The 21,160-nt window shown below is 77.9% G+C and carries 19 protein-coding genes; 10 read left to right on the forward strand and 9 right to left on the reverse strand.

All coding sequences use genetic code 11. From position 1 onward, the window contains the following. Positions 1 to 11 precede the first annotated feature (11 nt). The 3 genes from chrA (at position 12) to ACI798_RS05870 (ending at position 3,592) form a co-directional block, all read left to right on the forward strand. Complete coding sequence (chrA, locus tag ACI798_RS05860; RefSeq protein WP_456939494.1) at positions 12 to 1,406, forward strand: chromate efflux transporter; 1,395 nt, start codon at positions 12 to 14, stop codon at positions 1,404 to 1,406. Positions 1,407 to 1,485: 79 nt separating this feature from the next. Further along, on the forward strand, positions 1,486 to 2,907 hold the full coding sequence (locus ACI798_RS05865) for an NADP-dependent succinic semialdehyde dehydrogenase (RefSeq protein WP_456939493.1): 1,422 nt from the start codon (positions 1,486 to 1,488) through the stop codon (positions 2,905 to 2,907). Positions 2,908 to 3,010: 103 nt separating this feature from the next. Further along, on the forward strand, positions 3,011 to 3,592 hold the full coding sequence (locus tag ACI798_RS05870) for a hypothetical protein (RefSeq protein WP_456939492.1): 582 nt from the start codon (positions 3,011 to 3,013) through the stop codon (positions 3,590 to 3,592). A gap of 19 nt (positions 3,593 to 3,611) precedes the next feature. Here ACI798_RS05870 and ACI798_RS05875 read toward each other — a convergent pair whose 3' ends face one another. The 4 genes from ACI798_RS05875 to ACI798_RS05890 all read right to left on the reverse strand — a co-directional run bounded on the left by ACI798_RS05875 (position 3,612) and on the right by ACI798_RS05890 (position 6,479). Next, positions 3,612 to 3,962, reverse strand: a complete 351-nt coding sequence (locus ACI798_RS05875; protein WP_456939491.1) for a hypothetical protein — start codon at positions 3,960 to 3,962, stop codon at positions 3,612 to 3,614. Positions 3,963 to 4,027: 65 nt separating this feature from the next. Beyond that, positions 4,028 to 4,885, reverse strand: a complete 858-nt coding sequence (locus ACI798_RS05880) for a hypothetical protein (protein ID WP_457047462.1) — start codon at positions 4,883 to 4,885, stop codon at positions 4,028 to 4,030. 62 nt (positions 4,886 to 4,947) lie between these two features. Then, entirely contained in the window at positions 4,948 to 5,727 is a 780-nt protein-coding gene (locus ACI798_RS05885; RefSeq protein ID WP_457047463.1) for an MEDS domain-containing protein, read from the reverse strand. Then, the gene (locus ACI798_RS05890; RefSeq protein ID WP_457047464.1) at positions 5,724 to 6,479 is read right to left on the reverse strand and encodes an ANTAR domain-containing protein; all 756 of its coding nucleotides are present in this window, start codon (positions 6,477 to 6,479) and stop codon (positions 5,724 to 5,726) included. Before ACI798_RS05890 ends, ACI798_RS05885 begins: the two co-directional genes overlap by 4 nt. A gap of 184 nt (positions 6,480 to 6,663) precedes the next feature. Between ACI798_RS05890 and ACI798_RS05895 the strand changes: the two genes are divergently transcribed. Together ACI798_RS05895 and ACI798_RS05900 are read left to right on the forward strand one after the other, a co-directional pair. Beyond that, positions 6,664 to 8,307: a diguanylate cyclase gene (locus ACI798_RS05895; protein ID WP_457047465.1), complete on the forward strand. Its 1,644-nt coding sequence runs from the start codon at positions 6,664 to 6,666 to the stop codon at positions 8,305 to 8,307. Positions 8,308 to 8,333: 26 nt separating this feature from the next. Then, positions 8,334 to 8,858, forward strand: coding sequence for an N-acetyltransferase family protein (locus ACI798_RS05900; RefSeq protein WP_457047466.1), 525 nt, complete (start codon positions 8,334 to 8,336; stop codon positions 8,856 to 8,858). A gap of 4 nt (positions 8,859 to 8,862) precedes the next feature. Here ACI798_RS05900 and ACI798_RS05905 read toward each other — a convergent pair whose 3' ends face one another. Next, positions 8,863 to 10,215 (reverse strand): carboxylesterase family protein, encoded by a 1,353-nt coding sequence (locus tag ACI798_RS05905; protein ID WP_457047467.1) that lies wholly within the window; start codon positions 10,213 to 10,215, stop codon positions 8,863 to 8,865. Further along, positions 10,212 to 11,204, reverse strand: a complete 993-nt coding sequence (locus ACI798_RS05910; protein ID WP_457047468.1) for an alpha/beta hydrolase — start codon at positions 11,202 to 11,204, stop codon at positions 10,212 to 10,214. The genes ACI798_RS05905 and ACI798_RS05910 overlap by 4 nt, the downstream gene beginning before the upstream one ends. A gap of 95 nt (positions 11,205 to 11,299) precedes the next feature. Here ACI798_RS05910 and ACI798_RS05915 point away from each other — a divergent pair, with 95 nt between their 5' ends. The 3 genes from ACI798_RS05915 to ACI798_RS05925 all read left to right on the forward strand — a co-directional run bounded on the left by ACI798_RS05915 (position 11,300) and on the right by ACI798_RS05925 (position 13,354). Further along, positions 11,300 to 12,136: an alpha/beta hydrolase gene (locus ACI798_RS05915; protein WP_457047469.1), complete on the forward strand. Its 837-nt coding sequence runs from the start codon at positions 11,300 to 11,302 to the stop codon at positions 12,134 to 12,136. A gap of 74 nt (positions 12,137 to 12,210) precedes the next feature. Continuing rightward, positions 12,211 to 12,783, forward strand: coding sequence for a class I SAM-dependent methyltransferase (locus ACI798_RS05920; protein ID WP_456939482.1), 573 nt, complete (start codon positions 12,211 to 12,213; stop codon positions 12,781 to 12,783). 49 nt (positions 12,784 to 12,832) lie between these two features. Then, positions 12,833 to 13,354: a pyridoxamine 5'-phosphate oxidase family protein gene (locus tag ACI798_RS05925; protein ID WP_456939481.1), complete on the forward strand. Its 522-nt coding sequence runs from the start codon at positions 12,833 to 12,835 to the stop codon at positions 13,352 to 13,354. Here the strand turns inward: ACI798_RS05925 and ACI798_RS05930 are convergent. Together ACI798_RS05930 and ACI798_RS05935 are read right to left on the reverse strand one after the other, a co-directional pair. Next, positions 13,351 to 15,003, reverse strand: coding sequence for a Na+/H+ antiporter (locus tag ACI798_RS05930; protein ID WP_457047470.1), 1,653 nt, complete (start codon positions 15,001 to 15,003; stop codon positions 13,351 to 13,353). The two genes, ACI798_RS05925 and ACI798_RS05930, sit on opposite strands and share 4 nt — an antisense overlap. Positions 15,004 to 15,094: 91 nt before the next feature. After that, positions 15,095 to 16,087 (reverse strand): LLM class flavin-dependent oxidoreductase, encoded by a 993-nt coding sequence (locus ACI798_RS05935; RefSeq protein ID WP_457047471.1) that lies wholly within the window; start codon positions 16,085 to 16,087, stop codon positions 15,095 to 15,097. 121 nt (positions 16,088 to 16,208) lie between these two features. On the opposite strand from ACI798_RS05935, the gene ACI798_RS05940 reads away from it, so the two are divergent. Next, positions 16,209 to 16,907 carry a hemerythrin domain-containing protein gene (locus ACI798_RS05940; protein WP_456939478.1) on the forward strand — a complete coding sequence of 233 codons (699 nt, stop codon included), beginning with the start codon at positions 16,209 to 16,211 and terminating at the stop codon, positions 16,905 to 16,907. On the opposite strand, the gene ACI798_RS05945 is transcribed toward ACI798_RS05940, so the two are convergent. Then, a complete protein-coding gene (locus tag ACI798_RS05945) occupies positions 16,904 to 20,254 on the reverse strand; it encodes a BTAD domain-containing putative transcriptional regulator (protein WP_457047472.1) in 3,351 nt (1,116 codons plus the stop codon). The two genes, ACI798_RS05940 and ACI798_RS05945, sit on opposite strands and share 4 nt — an antisense overlap. 163 nt (positions 20,255 to 20,417) lie before the next feature. Between ACI798_RS05945 and ACI798_RS05950 the strand changes: the two genes are divergently transcribed. Further along, positions 20,418 to 21,119: a hemerythrin domain-containing protein gene (locus tag ACI798_RS05950; protein ID WP_457047473.1), complete on the forward strand. Its 702-nt coding sequence runs from the start codon at positions 20,418 to 20,420 to the stop codon at positions 21,117 to 21,119. Positions 21,120 to 21,160: the final 41 nt, after the last annotated feature.

The following is a 21,160-nucleotide window of genomic DNA, read 5'->3' on the forward strand; positions in this document are numbered from 1 at the left end:
CGGAGCCCGCGATGACCGAGCCGACCCCCGCCGGGCCGACGGCGGCCCCCGCCACGGCGTACCCGTCCTTCCGCGAGGCGGTGCGCGCCTGGTTCCTCGTGTCGCTGCAGACCTTCGGCGGTCCGGCCGGCCAGATCGCGGTCATGCAGCGGGAACTGGTCGACGAGCGCCGCTGGATCGGCCAGCGCCGGTTCCTGCACGCCCTCAACTACTGCACCCTGCTGCCCGGCCCCGAGGCCCAGCAGCTGGCCACCTACGTCGGGTGGCTGCTGCACGGCACCCGCGGCGGCCTGGTCGCGGGCGGCCTGTTCGTGCTGCCCGGCGTGCTCGCGCTGCTGGCGCTGTCGGCGGTCTACGTCGCCTTCGGCGACACCACCGCGATCACCGCCCTGTTCACCGGCCTGGCGGCGGCGGTGCTGGCGATCGTCGTCCAGGCCGTCGTCCGCGTGGGGAAGAAGGCGCTCGACAGCCGCGCCCTGGTCGTCCTGGCGGTCGCGGCGTTCCTCGCGCTCGCCCTGTTCGGCGTGCCGTTCCCCGCGGTGGTCGCGCTCGCCGGGGTCGCCGGCTGGGCCCTGGGCCGGTGGCGGCCGTCGGCGCTGCCGCAGGAGAAGGCAGCCGAGGGGCCCGACGCCGGACCGCCGCCGGTCGTCTCGGACGACGTCCTGCACCACGAGGCCCCCAGCGCGCGGCGCACCGTGCGGGTGCTCGTCACCGGGCTGCTCGTCTGGGGGCTGCCCGTCGCGGCGGTCGCCGTGCTGACCGGCGGGGGCAGCGTCCTCACCCAGCAGGGCCTGTTCTTCTCCGGCGCCGCGGTGGTCACCTTCGGCGGCGCCTACGCGGTGCTGGCCTACGTCGCCCAGCAGGCGGTCGAGGTCTACGGCTGGCTGACCCCGCGCGAGATGGTGCGCGGGCTGGCGCTGGCCGAGACCACACCCGGGCCGCTGATCATGGTGGTCCAGTTCGTCGCGTTCCTCGGCGCGTACCGGGCGTCCGGGGACCTGGACCCGTGGGTGGCGGCCGTCGTCGCCTCGCTGCTGGTCACCTGGGTGACCTTCGTCCCCAGCTTCCTGTTCGTGCTGCTCGGCGCCCCCTACATGGAGCGGCTGCGCGGCAACCGGTCGCTGTCGGCCGCGCTCACCGGCATCACCGCCGCCGTCGTCGGGGTCATCGCGAACCTGGGCGTCTACTTCGCCGTCCACACGCTGTTCTCCGGCACCCACGAGGTCGACGCCGGGCCGCTGGCGCTCGAAGTGCCGGACCCGGGCACGCTGCGGTGGGTCCCGCTGGCGATCGCCGCGGTGGCGGCGGTGCTGCTCTTCCGCGTCCGGTGGTCGGTGCTGCGCACCCTCGGGGTCTGCGCGGTGCTGGGCCTGGTCGCCGGGCTGGCCGGGCTCCCGGTCGGGTGAGCGTGAGCGGGGCGGGGACGGGTAGGGGCTCTGCCCGGGACGGCGTGCAGCCCCGCGCGCCGACGAGGGAGGGACCGACATGGCCATCGCCACTACCAACCCGGCCACCGGCGAGACGCTCAAGACCTATGAGCCGCTGTCGGACGAGGCCCTCGACGAGAAGATCGGCCGCGCCGCGGCCGCCTTCCGCAGCTACCGGCTGACCGCCCCCGAGGAGCGGGCGGGCTGGCTGCGCGCGGCCGCCGACGTCCTCGACGGCGACGCCGACCAGGTCGCCGAGCTCATGGTCACCGAGATGGGCAAGACGCTGGCCGCGGCGAAGGCGGAGGTCGCCAAGTGCGCCAAGGCGCTGCGGTACTACGCCGAGCACGGCCCGGCGATGCTCGAGCCGGAGCCCGCCGACGCCGGCGCCGTCGGGGCGGAGCAGGCGTACCTGGTGCACCAGCCGATCGGCGTCGTGCTGGCGATCATGCCGTGGAACTTCCCGCTCTGGCAGGCGATGCGCTTCGCCGCCCCGGCGCTCATGGCCGGCAACGTCGGGCTGCTCAAGCACGCCAGCAACGTGCCGCAGACCGCGCTGTACATGGAGGAGCTGTTCCGCAAGGCCGGCTTCCCCGCCGACGTCTTCCAGACCCTGCTGATCGGCTCCTCGTCCATCGAGCAGGTCCTGCGCGACGACCGCGTCGCCGCCGCCACCCTCACCGGCAGCGCCCCCGCCGGGCAGTCGGTGGCCGCGATCGCCGGGGACGTGCTCAAGAAGACGGTGCTCGAGCTCGGCGGCAGCGACCCGTTCATCGTCATGCCCTCGGCCGACCTCGACCGCGCCGCCGAGGTCGCGGTCACCGCCCGCTGCCAGAACAACGGGCAGAGCTGCATCGCGGCCAAGCGGTTCTTCGTGCACGCCGACGTCGCCGAGGAGTTCACCCGGCTGTTCGGCGAGAAGATGGGCGCGCTCGTCGTCGGCGACCCGATGGAGGACGGCACCCAGGTCGGCCCGCTGGCCACCGAGTCCGGCCGCGAGGACGTCGAGCGGTACGTGCAGGACGCCGTCGACAAGGGCGCGACCGTCGTCGTCGGCGGCAAGCGCCCCGACCGCCCCGGCTGGTTCTACGAGCCGACGCTGCTCACCGGCATCACGCCGGAGATGGACCTCTACGCCGAGGAGGTCTTCGGCCCGGTGGCCGCGCTGTGGACCGTCGACGGCCTCGAGGAGGCCATCGAGATCGCCAACAGCCACCCCTACGGCCTCGGCGCCAACCTGTGGAGCGAGGACGAGCAGGAGCGGGCCACCTTCATCCGCGACGTTGAGAGCGGCATGGCGTTCGTCAACGGGATGGTCACCAGCTACCCCGAGCTGCCCTTCGGCGGGGTCAAGCAGAGCGGCTACGGCCGCGAGCTCACCGAGCTCGGCATGTACGAGTTCACCAACGCCAAGACGGTGTGGATCGGGCCCCCCAGCAGCGAGCAGGCGCAGGGGGACACGGCCAGCGCGTCGGAGTGACCCCGGCGTGGCGCGGGTAGCCGACCCGGACGTCCGTCTCACCTCAGCAGCGGGGACCCCGGCGGACGTCCAGAGGGTGCGCGGCACCCGGACGGGAGCACCCGTGACGACGACGGACAACCGGTACCTCACCCAGGCGGTGCACGACCTCGGCACCGCCCTGTGGTTCGGCGGCTCGGTGATGGGCATCGCCGGCGTGAACAAGTCCGGCAGCGACCTGACCGCCGGCATCGACAAGGTCCGGGTGGCGAGTTCCGCCTGGGGCCGGTTCGCGCCCGCGCAGTGGGGCGGGATCGCGGCCACCCTCGTGACGGGGCTGCAGCTGACCCGGTCGAACACCCAGCGGCTGGCGCTCCAGCAGGGCTACGGGACGGTGGGTGCGCTCAAGGCCGCGCTCACCGTCGCGGGCGCCGGCGCCACCGCGTACGCCGCCTACACCGGCCGGAGGATCGGGCAACTGGCCGAGCAGGCCGCCTCCGAGGGCGGGCTCGAGGTGAAGGACGCGACACTGCCCTCGGCCGGGACCCCGCCCGAGATCCGGAAGTGGCAGGCCCGGCAGCGGTTCACCCAGGCCGCCGTCCCGGCCCTGGCGGGCGCGGTGATCACCTGCAACGCCTGGCTGGTGCAGTCCTACCGGGTGGGCTCCACGGTCCGGGGCGTCCTGGGGCGGCTGCTCCCGTCCTGAGGCCGCGCCCGGCCCCGGCTCAGGCCGGGGCCGGGCCGGCGGGGACCGCCGTCAGGCGCACCCAGCCCCCGTCGCCGGCCTCGACCCGCACGGCGGTCGCCACCGAGGCGGCGAGGGCGAGCCGAGCGGCGTCCCCGGGCAGCCGACCGGCCGGCCGCACCTCCAGGCCGGGCCCGCCCTCGAGCAGCCGCACCGGCCGCGGACCGGGGGCCGCCGCGTCGGCGACCAGCACCTCCGACAGGAGCAGCAGCACCTCGTCGACGACGTCCGGCGGCCACCCGCGCGCCGCGGCGGCCGCGCGCACCCACGCCCGCGCCTGCTCGGGCCGGCGTGGGTCCACCGCCCCCTCGTACACCCCGCTGTCGGTCATCGGTCCACCACCCCGGTGACCAACGAGACCCGCCGCGGCGGGGTGCGCGACACGCCGACGAGCGGTCAGGCGGTGTCGGGGTCCAGCGCGCACACCACGATGCGGCTGCCGGTCCCGTCCGGCCGCACACCCAGCGACACCGCGGGGGAGACCTTCCCCGCCAGCCACAGCATGAGCAGCCGGTGGTCCGCGGGCACCGCGTGCGCCTCCAGTGGCGGGCAGCCGGAGCGGACGCCCACCTCCGCGGTCAGCGTGCCGCCGTGCCGGGTGATGCGGACCCGGACACCGCCCCGCCCGCCACCCCGGACGCCGTCGAGGACGGCCGCGGTGCCGACCGCCTCGTGCAGCGCGAGCACGAGCTCCTCGCGGCGCGTGCGCGCCAGACCGGCCGCGGCCAGGCACGCGTCCCACCAGCGGCGGTTGGCCATGCCCGCGGACGGGTCGACCAGGCGGTCGGCGAGGAGGACGCCGTCGCCCGGCGGCGGGCCGGCCGGCGGCCGCAGGTCCGGGTTGGGGACGTCGGCGCCGTCCCACCACAGCACCGGGTGCGTGGCGCGGGCGACCGCGAGCCGCTCGGCCGGCCCCCCGGCGGTGTCGACCAGGCAGGTGACCGCGAGCCCGTGTGCGGCGACCGCCGCGGTCGTGGCGTGCTCGGCGCGCCGCCACAGCCCGGCGTCGGGCAGGAGGGGGAACGCCTCCTGGCACAGCACGGTCACCGGGCCGTCCCCGCCGGGCGGCCGCCGCGCGGCCCAGTCGTCGAGCAGCGACCCCAGCGACCGCTCGGCCAGGCCGCGGTGCGGCGCGAACGCGACTCCGGCGGCGGGCAGCCGCGCCACCACCTCCCGCCGGAGCTCGTCGTCGACGTGGGCGACCACGGGCCGCCCGGCCGCCAGCGCGCGGCGGCACAGGTCCGCGGCGATCACGCCGGCCTCCGCCCGTCCCGCGTGGAACGCGCACCGGTGCACCGGTGCGGCGTCCGGTCCCGTCACCGGCCGGCGCCCTCGGAGGTCGCGTCCACCAGCTCCACCGCGCGATCGGGGTAGCGGTCGGCCAGCAGGCGGACCAGCCGGGCGGTCAGCCGCGAGGCGCCGACGACGGTCAGCCCGGGCGGGCCGGCGGCCGCCGCGACGAGGGAGTCGGCCGCGCCCACGTCGAGGAAGCGCAGGTCGCTGAGGTCCCACGCGCCGCCCCCGGCCAGCGTCGCCTGCAGCACCGCGCGCAGCGCGTCGGCGTTGGCCGAGTCCAGCTCGCCCGCGAGGTGCAGCCGGTCGCCGCGCCGGGTCAGCCGGAAGACGCCGTCGTCGTACTCCGCGGTGGCGTCGACCTGTGCGCGGTGCAGCGCGGTGAGGTCGGCGTGCTGGCCGGGCTCGAGCAGGTCGCGGAAGTAGGGGCACAGCACGGTGAGCGGGTGCCGGGCGGTCAGCTCGCCGACGACGGCCTCGAACGCGTTGACGCCGGGGGTGGTGATCGCGCCGGTGAACCGGACGGCGGGCCACCCCTCGGACAGCGCCCCGGTGACCGCCGCGGGCAGCTCGGCCGGGTCCGGCGGCACCAGCCGGACCGCCGTCGTGGCGGTCGGCTCCCAGCTCTCGCCGACGACGCCCGCGCGGCGCAGCCGGGCCCACAGCCGCTCCTCGCGGCCGCCGAGGGCGGTGACCAGGACGCACTCGCCACGGCGTACCCCGTCCGCGACGAAGTCGCCGACGACCTGCGCGTGCGCCTCCTCGCTGTCGAGGACGACGAAGTCGTGCGCGCCGCCGGTCACCGCAGGCCGTCCGCGGACACGACGGCCGGGGCCTCCCCGGTCTCGGTGACCAGCACGGCGACGTCGCGCACCGTGCGGCCGGTGTCCCGCGAGGCGCGGACGAGGATGCCGAAGGCGGCGTCGGCGGTGATCCGGTAGCGCTCCATGAGCACGCCCTTGGCCTGGCCGATGACGTCCCGGCTGTCCAGCGCGACGGTCAGGTGCGCGGTCCGCCGCACGGTGCGCAGCGCCAGCGCGGCGTGCCCGGCCACCGGGGTGAGCGCCGCGCGGTCGGGCCCCGGCCCGGGGCCGGGCACGTACACCGAGAGCGCCCCGACGACCTCGCTGCCGGTGTCCAGCGGCAGGCAGGTGGCGCGCTGCACGCCGGCGGCGGCGGCCCGCTCGGCGAGCGCGGGCCAGCGCAGGTCCCGGCCGAGGTCGGCGCTGCCCGCCGGCGTCCCGGCGAGCGCGGCGCACAGCGGGCCCTCGGACAGGCGGAGCTGGGCGGCGTCGAGCCCGGCGGCCGGGCCGGCGCTGCCGACCGGGGCCGCGGGGGAGCGCCCGGGGCCGAGCAGGGTGACCGCGACGCCACACCCCTCGGGGAGGACGGCGGCCAGGTCGTCGGCGACCGCGCGCGCCGCCGGGCCGGCGTCGTCGCGGGCGTGCCAGCCGCGGACGGCGCCGAGCAGCCAGCCCGCGAGGTCGAGACGGGCGTGCAGGGAAGTCGTCGTCGTGGTCCTCGTCGTGGTCGTGGAACTGGCCGCAGACTGCACCGCGACACCTCCAGCCGGGCGAGCCCGGAGTCGGCGTGCACCGCCGTCCGGCATCTCGACCGGCGGGCCCCGTGGATGACCATGCTGCCACCCGGTGCGGTGACACGCCGAGGGCCGACCCCGGAGGGTGAGTTTGACCACACCGGCCGCTCAAGGACCGGCCCGGCTGCGCCGATGGGAGGGCGTGACCGCCACCCCGAGAACGCCGGCCGAGCGCGCGGACGTCCTGTTCTCCCTGCTCCGGCTGCCCGACGCCGTGCTGGCCGCGATCGCCTCCGACGGCGTACTCGTCCCGATGCCGGCCTCGCTCGGCGTCCCGCCGGAGCGGGTGATGACCCCGCCGGCCGACCGCGCCACGTTCCTCGACGCCGTCGTCCCCGCCGACGCGATGCTCGTCGTCACCGCCTTCGAGCGGGCGCGCACCAACGGGGTCGGCCTGGCCACCGTCCACGGCCGGCGCGAGCCCGCGGTGGCGCTGGCGCTCACCTTCGTCGACCTCCGCGAGCAGCACGGCGTCCTGCTCGGCGCCCTCGACGTGCTCGACGCGGCCGCCGGCGACCGCGGCCCCGCGCCGCTGGCGGGGCTCGAGGTGTCGCGGCGGCCGCGCACGGCGTCGGTCCGCAAGACGTCGCTGGCGGTGATCACCGAGATCGACGAGCGCACCACCCGGATGCTCGGCTGGACGCCGGCGCAGATGGTCGGCCAGCGCTCCTCGGAGTTCGTCCACCCCGACGACCAGGAGCGGGCGATCGCCAACTGGCTGGAGCTGCTCTCCCGCCAGGAGGCCCAGCGGGTGCGGCTGCGGCACCGGCGCGCCGACGGCACGTGGGCGTGGCTGGAGCTGGAGAACCAGTACGTGCCGGCCGACGACCCCGCCGACGCCGTCGTCGTGACGCAGATGAGCGACGTCTCCGACGAGATGGCCGCGCACGAGGCCCTGCAGCAGCAGGAGCGGCTGCTGCGGCGGCTGACCGAGGCGCTGCCGCAGGGCATCCTGCAGCTGACCTCCGATCGGGAGGTCGTGCACACCAACTCCCGCCTGCCGGTGCTGCTGGGCGTGCCCGCGGTGACCGGCTGGGACGACGTCGCGGCCCGGGCGGACGAGGCCGGGCGGGCGGCGCTGGAGACCGCGCTCGCGCAGGTGCTCGGCGACGGCGTGGACGCGGCGGTGGAGGTCGGCATCCGCACCCCGGCCGGCGAGGCCCGGGTGTGCGCGGTGAGCCTGGTGGCGCTCAGCGACCGCGAGGGCGCCCCCGGCGCGCTGGTGTGCGTCTCCGACGTCACCGACAGCGCCCGCATGCGCGAGGAGCTCACCGCCAAGGCGACCTTCGACGCCCTCACCGGCTGCCACAACCGCGCCTCCACGATCGCCGTCCTGGAGGCCGCGCTGGCCGGGCCGGACGCCGGGACGACGGCGGTGGTCTTCGTCGACCTCGACGACTTCAAGCCGGTCAACGACACCCTGGGCCACGACGCCGGCGACGAGCTGCTGGTGACCACCGCCGCGCGGCTGGCCGGCGTGCTGCGCCGGGACGACATCGTCGGGCGCATCGGCGGCGACGAGTTCCTCGTCGTCAGCCGCGGGGTCGACGGCCCGGTCGCGGCCGCCTCGCTCGGCGCGCGGATCCGGGCGGCGCTGTCGGAGCCGGCCGAGATCACCGCGGGCACCGTGCCGCTGCGGGCCAGCCTGGGCGTGGCCTGCGGGGAGCCCGGGCTCGGCGCCGCGGCGCTGACCAAGCGCGCCGACCAGGCGATGTACGTCTCCAAGCAGGACCGCCGCGGCGAGCCGGTGCTGTGGCGCGAGGAGCCGGTCCTCGCCCCGGCCTGAGGGCCGGCGGCCGTAGCGTCGGGGGCGTGACCTCCGTCCGCGACGCCGGCCCGGACGACGCCGCCGCCTGCCGGGACGTCTACGCCCCCTACGTCACCGGCACCGCGGTGTCGTTCGAGACCGAGCCGCCGACGGCGATGGAGATGGCCCGCCGCATCGCCGACGCCCAGGAGCGGCACGCGTGGCTGGTGCTCGAGGCGGACGGCGCGGTGCGCGGCTATGCGTACGGCGGGCCCTTCATGGCCCGCGAGGCCTACCGCTGGTCGTGCACGGTGAGCGTCTACCTCGAGCCCGGCCGGCGGCGCACCGGCGCGGGCCGGCTGCTGTACACGGCGCTGCTCGACCGGCTCGCCGCACGCGGGTACCGGGTCGCGCTGGCCGGGATCGCGCTGCCCAACGAGGCGAGCCTCGGCCTGCACCGGGCGCTGGGCTTCGAGCCCGTCGGCACCTACCGGCGGGTCGGCTGGAAGGACGGCGCCTGGCACGACGTCACCTGGCTGCAGCGCGACCTCGGTCCCGGCCCGTCGGGCAGCCCCGCCGAGCCGCGCTGAGCGCTCAGCCCCGGTCCACGGACAGGAAGGACGGGAGGTCGGCGGGCACGTCCCCGGTGCGGGCGAAGTGCGCCCACACCCGGCGGACCTCCCGGCCGGCCGCGACGACCTCGACCCACGGGATGCCGGCCAGCAGCGGTGAGGCCTCCCAGGTGTGCCGGTGCGGGAACAGCAGCGGGAGGTCGATCGCGTGCGCTCCGGTCAGCGCGCCGGTGCCGTACGCGAGCGTGTAGTGCACCGCCCGGCCGCCGGCCGCGCGGTGCCGGCGGGCGGCCCGGGCGGCGTCGCGGGCGTAGATGCGGCGGGTGAGCACCCGCACGACCGCCTCCACCAGCGGCCGGCCGACGACGGGGACACGGGCCAGCCGCGCGGCGGGCGGCAGCAGCGCGGCGAACAGCGCCACCTCGCGGCTGTTCGTGCCGACCAGCAGGTCCACCTCCGGCGCCGCCTCCGCCCAGGCGTCCTCGACCGCCTCCTCGGCCGGCAGCGGCGGGAGGCCGTACTGGGTGCCGAACGGCATCGCGGCCACCAGCCCGTACCGCCGGGCGCGCGCGGCCAACCGCGCCTGCGCGTCGACGACCTCCTCGACGGGCGCGGCGGGATCCAGCGACCGGGCCTCGGCGGCCATCGCGGCGCTCATCCGCGCCCGGCCGCGGGACAGCCCCAGCGGGGCGCTGGACACGACCGCGCGGCGGAACAGGCCGCGGGCGCCGTCGGCCGTCACGAGGTGGGCGATCGCGTCGCCGCCGGCGGACTCGCCGAACAGCGTCACCGCGTCCGGGTCGCCGCCGAAGGCCGCGACGTTGGCCCGCACCCAGCGCAGCGCCTCGACGAGGTCGAGCAGGCCGAGGTTCGCCGGCCACCCGTCCCCGTCGCCGAGGAAGCCGAGCAGCCCGAGCCGGTAGGTGACGCTGACGACGACCACCCGCTGCTCGCGCACGAGCGCGGCCGGGTCGTAGGCGGGGGCGTCGCCGGCGCCGCTGACGTAGGAGCCGCCGTGCACCCACACCATCACCGGCAGCCGGTCGCCGGGGGCCGGGTCATCGGGGACGAGGTCATCGGGGACGAGGTCATCGGGCACGGTCACCGACAGCCGCAGGCAGTCCTCGTCGGCGACGAGCTCGCCCATCGGGTCGGTGACCATCAGCTCGAGCTCCGGCGCCGGCGGCTGCGGGCACGCGGGCGACCACGACGTCGCGTCGACGACGCCGGTCGCGGGCGGCTCGGGCACCGGCGGGCGGAACCGCTCCGCCCGGGCGTACCGGATGCCGGTGGCCCGCACGACGCCGTCGGACCGCCTCGCCGTGAACGTCCCCGCGGGCGCCGCGAAGTGCGGCGTGGTGGCCTGCTGCGTCACGCGGTGCCGACCGCGGCGCCGAGGGCGTCGAAGGCGGCCTGCTGGAAGGCCCGCATGGTCGCGACCGTCGTCTGCAGCTCCAGCTCGGCCGCGTGGTACATCCCCGGCTCGACGTGCAGCCGCACCGGCACGCCGGCCGCCTGCAGGCGCCGGGCGTAGGCGACGTCCTCGTCGTGGAACAGGTCCAGGCCGCCGACACCGATCCACGCCGGCGGCAGGCCGGAGAGGTCCAGCCGGCGGGCCGGCGCCGCGTGGGGACGGGGCTCGTCGGCCCGCGGCCGGTGCCCCAGGTAGGCGGTCCACGCCCAGCGGTTGGACCGCGGCGTCCAGACCAGCTTCCCGCGGCCGGCGGTGCTCCGGCGCAGCACCGTGCGGTCGTCGAGCATCGGGTAGACCAGCAGCTGGAAGGCGACCGGCACGCCCTCGTCGTGCGCCCGCTGCGCCAGCGCCGCGGCCAGCCCGCCGCCCGCGCTGGCCCCGCCGACGGCGACGCGGGCCGGGTCCACGCCGAGATCCGCGGCCCGCCGGTGCAGCTCGCACAGCGCGGCCAGGAGGTCGTCGAGCGCCGCGGGGAACGGGTGCTCGGGCGCCAGCCGGTAGCGGGCGCTGACCACGACGACGCCGAGGTCGCGGGCCATCCGGCTGCACAGGTCGTGGTCGCCCTCGGGCTGCCCGATCACCGTGTCACCGCCGTGGACCCACAGCAGCGCGCCGCCGGTGCGCCGCACCGGCTCGTACACGAACACGTCCTGCCCGCCGGGGACGTCGTGCCGCGTCACGGTCACCCCGGCCACCGGCTCGGTGACCCGGGACCCGAACAGCCGGCGTCCGATCCGCAGCTCGGCCCGCGAGCCGATCGACAGCGGCAGCCACAGGTCCGGACGGCGCAGCTCGGGCGGCACGGCAGCGACGGTGCGGGCGCGGCGGGCGAGGGCGACGGCGAGGCCGAGCGCGGCGAGGCGCGTCAGGCGGCGGGAGCGGGCGGTCACCGGGCGGACGCTAGCGGTCGGCCCCCGCGCGGCCGCGGGGGCTACGGTGCGCGACGGCGCCCGGGACGGGCGCGGGCGACGGATCGGGAGGACGCGTGACCACAGCGGTGCGGCACGGGGAGGGCACGCTGCCCTCGGGGCAGTACTGGCAGGGCTGGAGCGTCCCCGGCCCGGCCGGCGTCGTCGTCCTCGTGCACGGCGTGCACGAGCACGGCGGCCGCTACGCGCACGTGGCCGATCGGCTCGGCCGCGGCGGCTACGCCTCCTACGCGCCCGACCACCCCGGCCACGGCCGGTCGCCCGGCCGGCGGGGTGACATCGGGAGCATGGCGGGGACCGTCGAGGGCGTGGCGCAGACCGTCCGCGCCGCCGCCGACCGGCACCCCGGCGTCCCGCTGTTCGTCTACGGACACAGCCTCGGCGGGCTCATCGCGCTGCAGTACCTGACCGGCGAGCCGGACGCGCGGGTCGTCGGTGCGGTCCTCTCGGCCCCCGCGCTCGACACCAGTGCCGCCACCCCGGTGCAGCGGGCGGTGGCGCCGGTGCTGGCCCGGCTGGCTCCGGGCCTCGGCGTGCTCGCCCTCGACGTCGAGACGGTCAGCCGCGACCCCGAGGTGGTGGCCGCCTACCGGGCCGACCCGCTCAACCACAACGGGAAGATGGTCGCCCGCACCGGCGCGGCGCTCATGCAGACCGCCGCGGCGATGCCCGGCCGGCTGCCCGGGCTCCGGGTCCCGCTGCTGGTCGTCCACGGCAGCGCCGACCGGCTGGTGGCGCCGGCGGCCAGCGTGGTGGTCCGCGAGCACGCGGGCTCGCCCGACCTCACGCACCGGGTCTACGACGGGCTGTTCCACGAGCCGCACAACGAGCCGGAGAAGGAGCAGGTCCTCGACGACGTCGTCGCCTGGCTCGACGCCCACCGGCCGGCCTGATCGGTCGTCGGGCGCCGCGATCCGTGGCAGGGTCGGGGCGGCCGCGCCGCACGGGTGCGGCGGAGGGGAGGCCCGTGCCCCAGGCCCTCACGGACGGCGTGCGGCTGCTGCGCGCCTTCGTCACCAACCCGCGCCAGGTGGGGGCGGTGCTGCCGACGTCCCGGACGGCGGTGCGCGCCCTGCTCGACCTCGCCGACGTCCCGGGCGCCGGCCTGGTCGTCGAGCTCGGTGCCGGGACCGGGGTGGCCACCCGGGAGATCCTCGCCCGCCTCGGCCCGGACGCCCGGCTCCTCGCGCTGGAGATCGACCCGGAGCTGGCCCGCCGGCTCACCGAGCGCCACGACGACCCCCGGCTGCGGGTGGTGTGCGGCTCCGCGGAGGACCTCACCGGCCTCCTCGACGGCGAGCGAGCCGACGTCGTCGTCTCGATGCTGCCGTTCACCTCGCTCGAGGTGGGCCTGCGCCGCCGGCTGCTCGACCAGCTGCCCCGTGCGCTGCGCCCCCGCGGCACCGCGGTGGTGATCCAGTACTCGCCGCTGGTGCTCGGCGAGCTGCGCCGCCGCTTCCCCGACGTCCGGACGCGCGTGACGCCGTGGAACGTGCCGCCCGCCTTCCTCTTCGCGTGCACCGACGGCGCCGGGGGCTGACGCGGCGGCGCCGCGATGAGCCGCCGTCCCCACGACGGTCTACACGGGCATGACCACCGGACAGATCGACCCCCGGTACGGCGACGCCACGGCGACCGCACCCCCGTGGGCCGACGTCGAGCGGCTGCTCACCGACGCCCAGCTGTACTGGATCACCACCGTCCGCGCGGACGGCCGGCCGCACGCCGTCCCGCTCGTGGGCGTCTGGCACGACGGCGCGTTCGCCTTCTGCACCGGCGCGGACGAGCAGAAGGCGCGCAACCTCGACGGCAACCCGCACGTGGCCGTGACCACCGGCAGCACCGGCGCGCACGGCTGGGACAGCGGGCGCGACGTCGTCGTCGAGGGGGTCGCGGCGCGGGTCACCGACCCCGGGGAGCTGCAGGTGCTGGCCGACGCCTGGTTCGCGAAGTACGGCGAGGACTGGCACTTCGCGGTGCGCGGGGACGAGTTCGTCGAGCTGAGCTCCTCCGGCGGGGCCACCGGGGGCGGCGCGCGGGTCTACCGGGTGCCCCCGGACAAGGTGCTGCTGTTCGGCGGGCCGCACGGCCAGACGCGGTACCGCCCCTAGGCCGGGCGCGCGGGGAGCAGGTGCTCCTGGTGGTCCAGCTCCCGCTCGAGCGTGCGCAGCCCCTCGTCGGGCAGCCGGCCGAGGTCGCGCCAGCGCAGCAGCTCCTCGCGCTCGGCGTCGATCACCGCCCGGCGCACCCGCAGCGCCGCCTCGTACTGCGGCGACATCGGCACCTCGCCCTCGGCGTCCTCGAGCACCTGCAGTCGGTGCCGGTAGCGGTCCAGCCGGGCGCGCAGCGCGGCGCGGATCGACTCGATGGCGGCGTCGTCGACGTGGTCGTGCTGCTCGGCCTGCAGCTCGTCGAGCCGGTTCAGCCCCGCCTCGACGGCGGCCGTCCGCGCCTGGTTGCGCAGCCGGGCGGCGTCGGCGGCGTCGGCGCGCAGGCGCAGCCGGCGCACCAGCGGGGCGAACGTGGTGCCCTGCCCGACCAGGGTGACCAGCACGACGAGGAAGGCGCAGAACAGCAGCAGGTCGCGGTCCGGGAAGGGGTCGCCCGTGTCGGTGACCAGCGGGATGGTGAAGACGGCGGCCAGGCTGATGACGCCGCGGGTGCCGGCCCAGCTCAGCACGGCGATCTCCCGGCCGGACAGCTGGCGCGGCGGGGTCGCCGGGTCGCCGTCCTCGTCGGCGGCGGGAGCACCGCTGAGCCGCATGTGCAGTGCCCGGGGCGCGTGCTCGGTCAGCCACAGCCACAGCGGCCGGACCAGCAGCACCGCCCCCACGGTGATCACGGCGGCGGTCACGACGGTCGAGGGCGCGTACTGGCCGAGGCCGCTGATGACCGCGGGCAGCTGCTGGCCGATGAGCAGGAAGACGACGCCCTCGAGCAGGAAGTCGACCAGCTTCCACACCGCGTCGGTCTGCAGCCGGGTGGCGCCCGACTGCCAGTACGGGGCGTTGTGCGCGATGACCAGCCCCGCGACGACGACGGCCAGCACGCCGGACACGTGCACCGACTCGGCCAGCAGGTAGGCGACGAACGGCGTCGCGAGGGACACCGCGTTCGACGACAGCGGGTCCCGGCGGAGCCGGCGCAGCGGCCGGACGCCGTAGGCGACGGCCAGCCCGGCGGCGACACCGCCGGCGGCGGCGAGCGCGAACTGGCCCAGCGCCGACCAGGTGGAGAAGCCGTCGCCCACCGCGGCCGCGATGGCGACGCTGAGCAGGGTCAGCGCGGTCGCGTCGTTGAGCAGCCCCTCGCCCTGGATGAGGGTGACCAGCCGCGGCGGCAGCCCGACCCGGCGGCCGACGGCGAGCGCGGCCACCGGGTCGGGCGGGGCCACGGCGGCGCCGAGGGCGATCCCGGCGGCGAGCGTCGCGCCGGGCACCCACAGCGCGAACCCGACGCCGATGACCAGCGCCGTGACCACCACGAGCAGCACCGACAGCCCGACGACGGTGCGCAGGTTGGCCCGGATGGCGATGAGGGAGGAGTCGAGCGCCGCGCTGTAGAGCAGTGGCGGGATGAGGACGCTGAGGACGATCTCCGGGTCCAGGCCCAGGTTCGGGCCGGGCAGCAGCGCGTACACCAGCCCGGCCACGGTGAGCAGCGCGGCCGCCGGGATGCCGGTGCGGCCGGCCAGCCAGCGGGCCGCCACGATCACCGCGACCGCGGCCAGGACGAGCAGGATGACGGTCTCGGCGTGCACCGAGTCATCCTCCCCGAGCGCCGATCCCCGCTCATCCCGACGCCCCGGTGGCCGGGGTGGCGGAGATGGCCGTCGCCGCCACCCGACCGGCTCAGGCGGCGGCGACGGACTCCATCGCCTCGGCGGTCAGCGTCACCGAGCGCAGCCGGGCCTCGGTGCCGGGCGCCTGGTGGGCGACGATCAGCTCGTCGGCGTCGGCGAGCCGGGCGAACTCGGTGAGCCGCTCGCGGACCTCGGCCGGGGTGCCGGCGGCGGTGTGGGTGAGCATCGAGTCCACGTGCCGGCCCGCGCCCGAGGACAGCAGCAGCTCGGCGGCGTCGTCGTCGAGGTCGCGGCCCTGGCCGAACAGCCCGACGGCGAGCCGGCGGCGGGTGGCCTGCAGCATCTCCCGCGCCGCCTCGGCGGTGTCGGCGGCGATGGCGTTCACCCCGGCGATGACGTACGGGGCGTCGAGCTGCGCGGACGGGCGGAAGTCGCGCCGGTAGGCGGCCACCGCGGGCTCGAGCAGCTGGGGGGCGAAGTGCGAGGCGAAGGCGTAGGGCAGGCCGAGCGCGGCGGCCAGGCCGGCGCCGAACATCGACGAGCCGAGGACGTACAGCGGCACCTCCGACCCGTGGCCGGGGACGGCCCGCACGCCGGGCACCCGGGACTCGCCGGTCAGGTAGCCCTGCAGCTCGAGCACGTCCTGGGGGAAGCGCTCGGCGGAGGCGGGGTCGCGGCGCAGGGCGTACGTGGTGTTCTGGTCCGAGCCGGGCGCGCGGCCCAGGCCCAGGTCGATGCGCCCGGGGTACATCGCCTCGAGCGTGCCGAACTGCTCGGCGATCGTGAGCGGCGAGTGGTTGGGCAGCATGACGCCGCCGGCGCCGAGCCGGATGGTGGAGGTGTGCGCGCCGACGTGCGCGATCAGCACGCTGGTGGCCGACGACGCGATCGCCGGCATGTTGTGGTGCTCGGCGTACCAGACCCGGCGGTAGCCGGCCTCCTCCGCCCGCTGCGCCAGCGCGACACTCGCGGCGATGCTGCTGCCGTGGGTCTCCCCGGGGGCGACGGGAGCGAGGTCGAGCACGGACAGCGGGATGCGCACGGGGGTCCTCCTGGGGACGGGTCGTCGTTGCCCGGTGCAACACCCGGCGGTCCCGGGCGCTTCCGCCGCGGCGGTAGTCGGACGCAAGTCACCGGCAACCGGGCCGGGGGACGGTGGCGCCGTGACCGCGACCGCACCGCTGCCGTTCCCCGTCACGCCCCGCCGGCCCGGCGACCCCGAGGCCGACGTGACCCGCCTGGCGCTGGCGCACCGCGCGCTGCGCGGCGGCTGCCGGCTGCTGGCCGGCGTCGCCGCGGAGGCCGCCGGCGGCGCGGTCTGGCCGGCGGAGCGGCGGCGGGCGGTCGTCGCCTTCGGCCGGTGCGTGCTGCGGGAGGTGTGCGCGCACACCGGGCGGGAGGACGCCGTCCTGTGGCCGGTGGTCGCCGCCTCCGCCGGGACGCACGCCGCCGACCTCGAGCCGCTCACCGAGGACCACGCCGTGCTCCGGTCCGTGCTGGACCGCGCCGACGCGGCGCTGACCGCGTTCGCCGCCGGCCCGGACGCCGCGGCCCCTCTGGCCGCCGTCCTCGCCGAGCTGGCCGACGCGCTGGACGAGCACGTCGAGGAGGAGGAGCGCGAGGTGTTCCCCGTGATCCGCCGGTGCGTGTCGGCGCGCGACCTGGCCCGCTACGAGGGCGTCTGCGCCCGCGGCTCCGGGCCCCGGTCCGCGGCGTTCGCGCTGCCGTGGGTCGCCGACGCCTGCCGCACCCCGGGCGAGCGCGCCGGGCTGCTCGGCGCGACGCCGCTGCCGCTGCGGGTGCTGCTGCGCGCGGCCGAGCCGGGCTGGCGGCGCCGGCGCGACCTCGTCGCCGGCCGCTAGTCCAGCGCCGCGCGGGCCTGCGCGGTCCAGGCCGCGTTGCCGGTGCGCTCGGCGACGGCGACGGCGACCGCCCGGTGCGCCTCGGCCGCGGCCCGGTCCCCGCGGGCGGCGGCGAGCCGGGCCAGCACCGTCGCCGTCGGGCCGAACGCCATCTGGGCGGTGTGCGTCCCGCACACGGTGTCCCGGTAGGGGAGCAGCCCGGCCTCGGCCTCGGCCATCCGCTCCGCGTCCCCGAGGGCCAGCCCGACGAGGCCGCGGCAGTACTGGACGAACGGCGCGAACAGGTCCCGCACCGCCCGGGAGGGCGGCGGGACCAGCGCCCGCGCCTCCTCCGTCCGCCCGGCCAGCACCAGGGCCAGGGCCTGCGCCTCGACCGCCAGCTCGGGCGAGATGGGCGCCAGCGCGGCCATCTCCTCGGGGGCGACCGGCCGGGCGCCGGGGTCGGCGAGCCGCAGGGAGAGCTGGGTGGTCAGCCGCAGCGCCCGGGCCACCGCGGGGTAGTAGCCGGCGTCGAGCAGGGCCTGCTCGGCCACGTCGTACGCCGCCTGGGCCTCGCCCACCCGCCCGGCGACGGCGGCGCGCAGGCCGGCGTAGCAGCGGGCGATGCCGCGCAGCAGCGGCAGGCCGTAGGCGGTGGACAGGCGCTCGGCCTCCGCGGCGTGCCGGTCGGCGGCCTCGAGGTCGAGCACGGCGCAGGTGTCCTGCAGGAGCACCAGCCGCGCCACCGCCTCGAAGACGCCGAACCCCTCGCGCCGGGCGAGGTCGAGCAGTTCGGTGCCCAGCTCCGTGGCCTCGCTGCGGTCGCGTCCCCGCACGGCGTGGAACTGCCGGACGGTCAGGGCGTGGGCGAGGGCGAGCGGGTCCCCGCCGAGCCGGGCCTCGGCCAGCGCCCGGGCGGAGGCCTCGGCGGCCCGATCGTCGTGCCGCTCCTCGAGCTCGGTGGCCAGCATCGCCAGCAGCCGGGTGCGCTGCGGGTCGCCGGGCCGCAGGGCGGTGGTCACGCGCTCGGTGCGCGCGACGAACCGGTCGTCGACCGGGTCCACCCAGGCGTTCCAGAGGGTCGGCACGTCCGAGGACAGCAGGACCGCCGCGGTCAGCTCCGCCGGGGCGTCCTCCGGCAGCACGGCCAGCGCGCGGGTGCGCAGGGCGCGGGCCTCGCCGATGGCCCCGGCCAGCGCGGTGGCGTGCGCCTGTGCGGCGAGCAGCCGCGCGAGGCCGGCCGCGTCGTCCGGGCGGGTCCTCCCGGTGGCCTCGGCCGCCCGCCCCCACATGACCGCCGCGTCGGCGTAGGCGAAGTGCCGCTCGGCCAGCTCCGCGGCCGACCGGGCCCAGCGGGCGGCCGAGGCGGCGGAGCCGGGACCCGCCGCGGCGGCGTGGTGCGCCAGGGCGGTGACGTCGTCGGGCCGCAGCCGCTCCAGGACCGCGGCCACCCGGCCGTGCAGCCGGGTCCGGCGCAGCGAGGACAGGTCCTCGTACAGCGTGTCCCGGACCAGCGCGTGCACGAACCGCAGCCGGCCCGGGCCGGGCTCCACCAGGAGGCCGCTGACCAGCGCCGTCTCCAGCGCCTCGACCAGCGACTCGTCGTCCTCGTCGGTGCCGCCGCCGGCCGGGGCCGCCGCGGCGAGCAGCACCTCGGCGTCGACGTCGCGGCCGATGACGGCGGCCAGGCGCAGCAGCGTGCCGGTGCGCGCGGGCAGGCCGGCCAGCCGGTGCCGGACGACGTCGCGCACCGTGCCCGGGACCGCGTCGACGTCCTCGCCGGTGTCCACCAGCCGGACCAGCTCGCGGACGTGGAAGGGGTTGCCGTCGGCGCGGGCGGCGATCGCGGCGCGCGTGCGCCCGTCGACCGGGGTGAGCGCCCAGTCCTCGACCAGCTCCTCCACCGCGGCGGCGTCGAGGCCGCGCAGCGCGAGGCCCACGGGGGAGCGGCGGGCCAGCGCGGCGAGGACCTCGGCCAGGCCGGCGCTCTCCTCGGGGCGGTGCGCGGCGACCACCAGCACCGGCGACCCGGCCAGCGCCGGCAGCAGGTCCAGGAGCAGCGCCGTCGTCTCCCGGTCGGCGCGGTGCAGGTCGTCGACGGTCACCAGCAGCGGCGTCCTCGCGGCGACGGCGGCCAGCCAGCCGGCCACCGCCTGGTGCAGCCGGAACCGGTTGCCGGTCGGGTCACCGCCGGTCACGGCCGGCGCGTCGTCGGTGAGCAGCATCGCCAGGGGAGCGGGGTCGGCCGGCGGGACCTCGGCGGCGAGGGCGCGCAGCGCCGCGGCCCACGGCCAGCCGGGCGGGGCGCCGTCGGTCTCCGGGCAGCAGACGGCGACCGTCGTCCAGCCGCGGGCCGCGTGCTCGGCCCGCAGGTGGTCGAGCACCGTGGTCTTGCCGCCGCCCGCCTCGCCCGCCAGCAGCGCGACCTCGACCTGCCCGCCGGCCGCCCGCCCGGCCGCGGCTGCCAGCGCGGCCAGCTCGGCGTCGCGGCCGACCGGCCGGGGCACGTCCGGCGCGGGGGCGGCCGGAGCCGGGACGGGCGCGGGCGCCGGGCGGCCGACCGGCGGCGCCGGCCGGCGCGCCGGCAGCAGCGAGGGGGACTGGGCGAGGACGGCCTCCTCCAGCGCCCGCAGCTCCGGGCCGGGGTCGACGCCGAGCTCGTCGGCCAGCCGGGCCCGCACCTCGCGCAGGGCGGCGAGCGCCTCGCCCTGCCGCCCGGCCCGGTAGAGGCCGAGCGCGAGCAGCCGCCAGCCCTCCTCGCGCAGCGGGTGCTCGGCGACGTGCGCGCGCAGCTGCGGGAGCGGGTCCCGCCCGCCGGGGGCGTCCAGCGCGACGGCGGCGCGCCGCTCGACGGCGGTCAGCCGCAGCTCGTCCAGGCGGGCGGCCTCGGGGCCGGCCCAGGGCTCGTCGCGGTACTCGGCGTAGGCGGGGCCGCGCCACAGGTCGATCGCGGCGCTGTACCGGTTGCGAGCCCCGGCGGGGTCGGTCGCGGCCAGCCGGTCGCCCTCGTCGAGCAGCCGCACCGCCTCGAGCACGTCCACGGCGTCCTCGGCCGGGCGCAGCGCGTAGCCCGGCGGCACGGTGACCAGCAGCCGCGCGGGCGTGCGCGGGGCGCGGCCGGGCTCCAGCACCCGCCGCAGGTGGCTGACGTGCGCCTGCAGCGTCCCCAGCGCGTCGGCGGGGGAGGCGCCGCGCCACAGGTCGGCGACCAGCACCTCGGCGGGGACCACGTGCCCGCCGGCGACCAGCAGGCGGGCGACCACCGAGCGCTGGCGGCGGCCGCCCAGGTCGAGGGGCTCGCCGTCGCGGACGGCGCCCACGTCGCCCAGCACCCGGAACCCGACCGTTCCGGCACCCCCGCTCCCCATAGCGGCGCGAGCATAAGCGCGTTCCGCCGGATCGCGGAGCGGTCGTGAGGAGTTCCACCGGAAGCGGTCACGGCCAGGTCACGCCGCGCGTCGTCCTGCCCCGGGAGGCGCCCGACCAGTGGCCCGCAAGCCGGTGCCAACCGCGTGCCGTCACCGTCCCGGCATGACCTCGACCGCCCCCGCCCTGCCCTTCCCCGTCACCCCGCGCCGTCCCGGCGACCCCGAGCCCGACCTGTTCGGCTTCACCCTCGTGCACCGCGCGCTGCGGTCGGGCTGCCGGCTCGTGGCCGACGCGGCCGCCCGGATCGCCGCCGGCGAGCCGTGCCCGCCCGGGCGGCGGCGCGCACTCGCCCACCACGCCGGGGCGGTGCTGCACGAGGTGCACGTGCACCACTCCCGGGAGGACGACGTCCTGTGGCCGGTCATCGTCGCCTCGGCAGGGGACGCCGTCGACCTCGGCCCGCTGTCCGACGACCACACCGCGCTGCAGGGCGTGCTCGACCGCGCGCAGGCCGCGCTCGCCCGGTTCGCCGCGGACGGTCCCGCGCAGGCCGGGCCGCTGGCCGCCGTGCTCACCGAGCTCGCCGACGAGCTCGACGAGCACATCGAGGAGGAGGAGCGGGAGGTCTTCCCGGTCCTGCGCCGGTTCGTCTCGGCGGGGGACTTCGCGCGGGTGGAGACCCGCTTCCGCCAGGGCACCGGCCCGCGGCACATGGCCTTCGTGCTGCCGTGGGTCGTCGACGCCTGCCGGACGCCGGAGGAGCGGGCGCGGCTGTTCGCCGGCGCGCCCGCGCCGCTGCGGCTGCTGCTGCGGGCGGTGCAGCGCCGCTGGACCCGCCGCCGCGACCTCGCCGCCGGCGCCTGACCCCGGCCCCGGCCGGGGTCCCTCCGCGGGACCCCGGCCGC

The sequence above is a fragment of the Geodermatophilus sp. SYSU D01045 genome (genome assembly GCF_054050295.1).

What these genes read in the sequence shown, in the direction of transcription:
- ACI798_RS05945 (WP_457047472.1), bottom strand. Translation starts at nt 20,254, where the DNA reads ATGGGGAGCGGGGGTGCCGGAACGGTCGGGTTCCGGGTGCTGGGCGAC.
- chrA (WP_456939494.1), top strand. Translation starts at nt 12, where the DNA reads ATGACCGAGCCGACCCCCGCCGGGCCGACGGCGGCCCCCGCCACGGCG.
- ACI798_RS05950 (WP_457047473.1), top strand. Translation starts at nt 20,418, where the DNA reads ATGACCTCGACCGCCCCCGCCCTGCCCTTCCCCGTCACCCCGCGCCGT.
- ACI798_RS05925 (WP_456939481.1), top strand. Translation starts at nt 12,833, where the DNA reads ATGACCACCGGACAGATCGACCCCCGGTACGGCGACGCCACGGCGACC.
- ACI798_RS05865 (WP_456939493.1), top strand. Translation starts at nt 1,486, where the DNA reads ATGGCCATCGCCACTACCAACCCGGCCACCGGCGAGACGCTCAAGACC.
- ACI798_RS05875 (WP_456939491.1), bottom strand. Translation starts at nt 3,962, where the DNA reads ATGACCGACAGCGGGGTGTACGAGGGGGCGGTGGACCCACGCCGGCCC.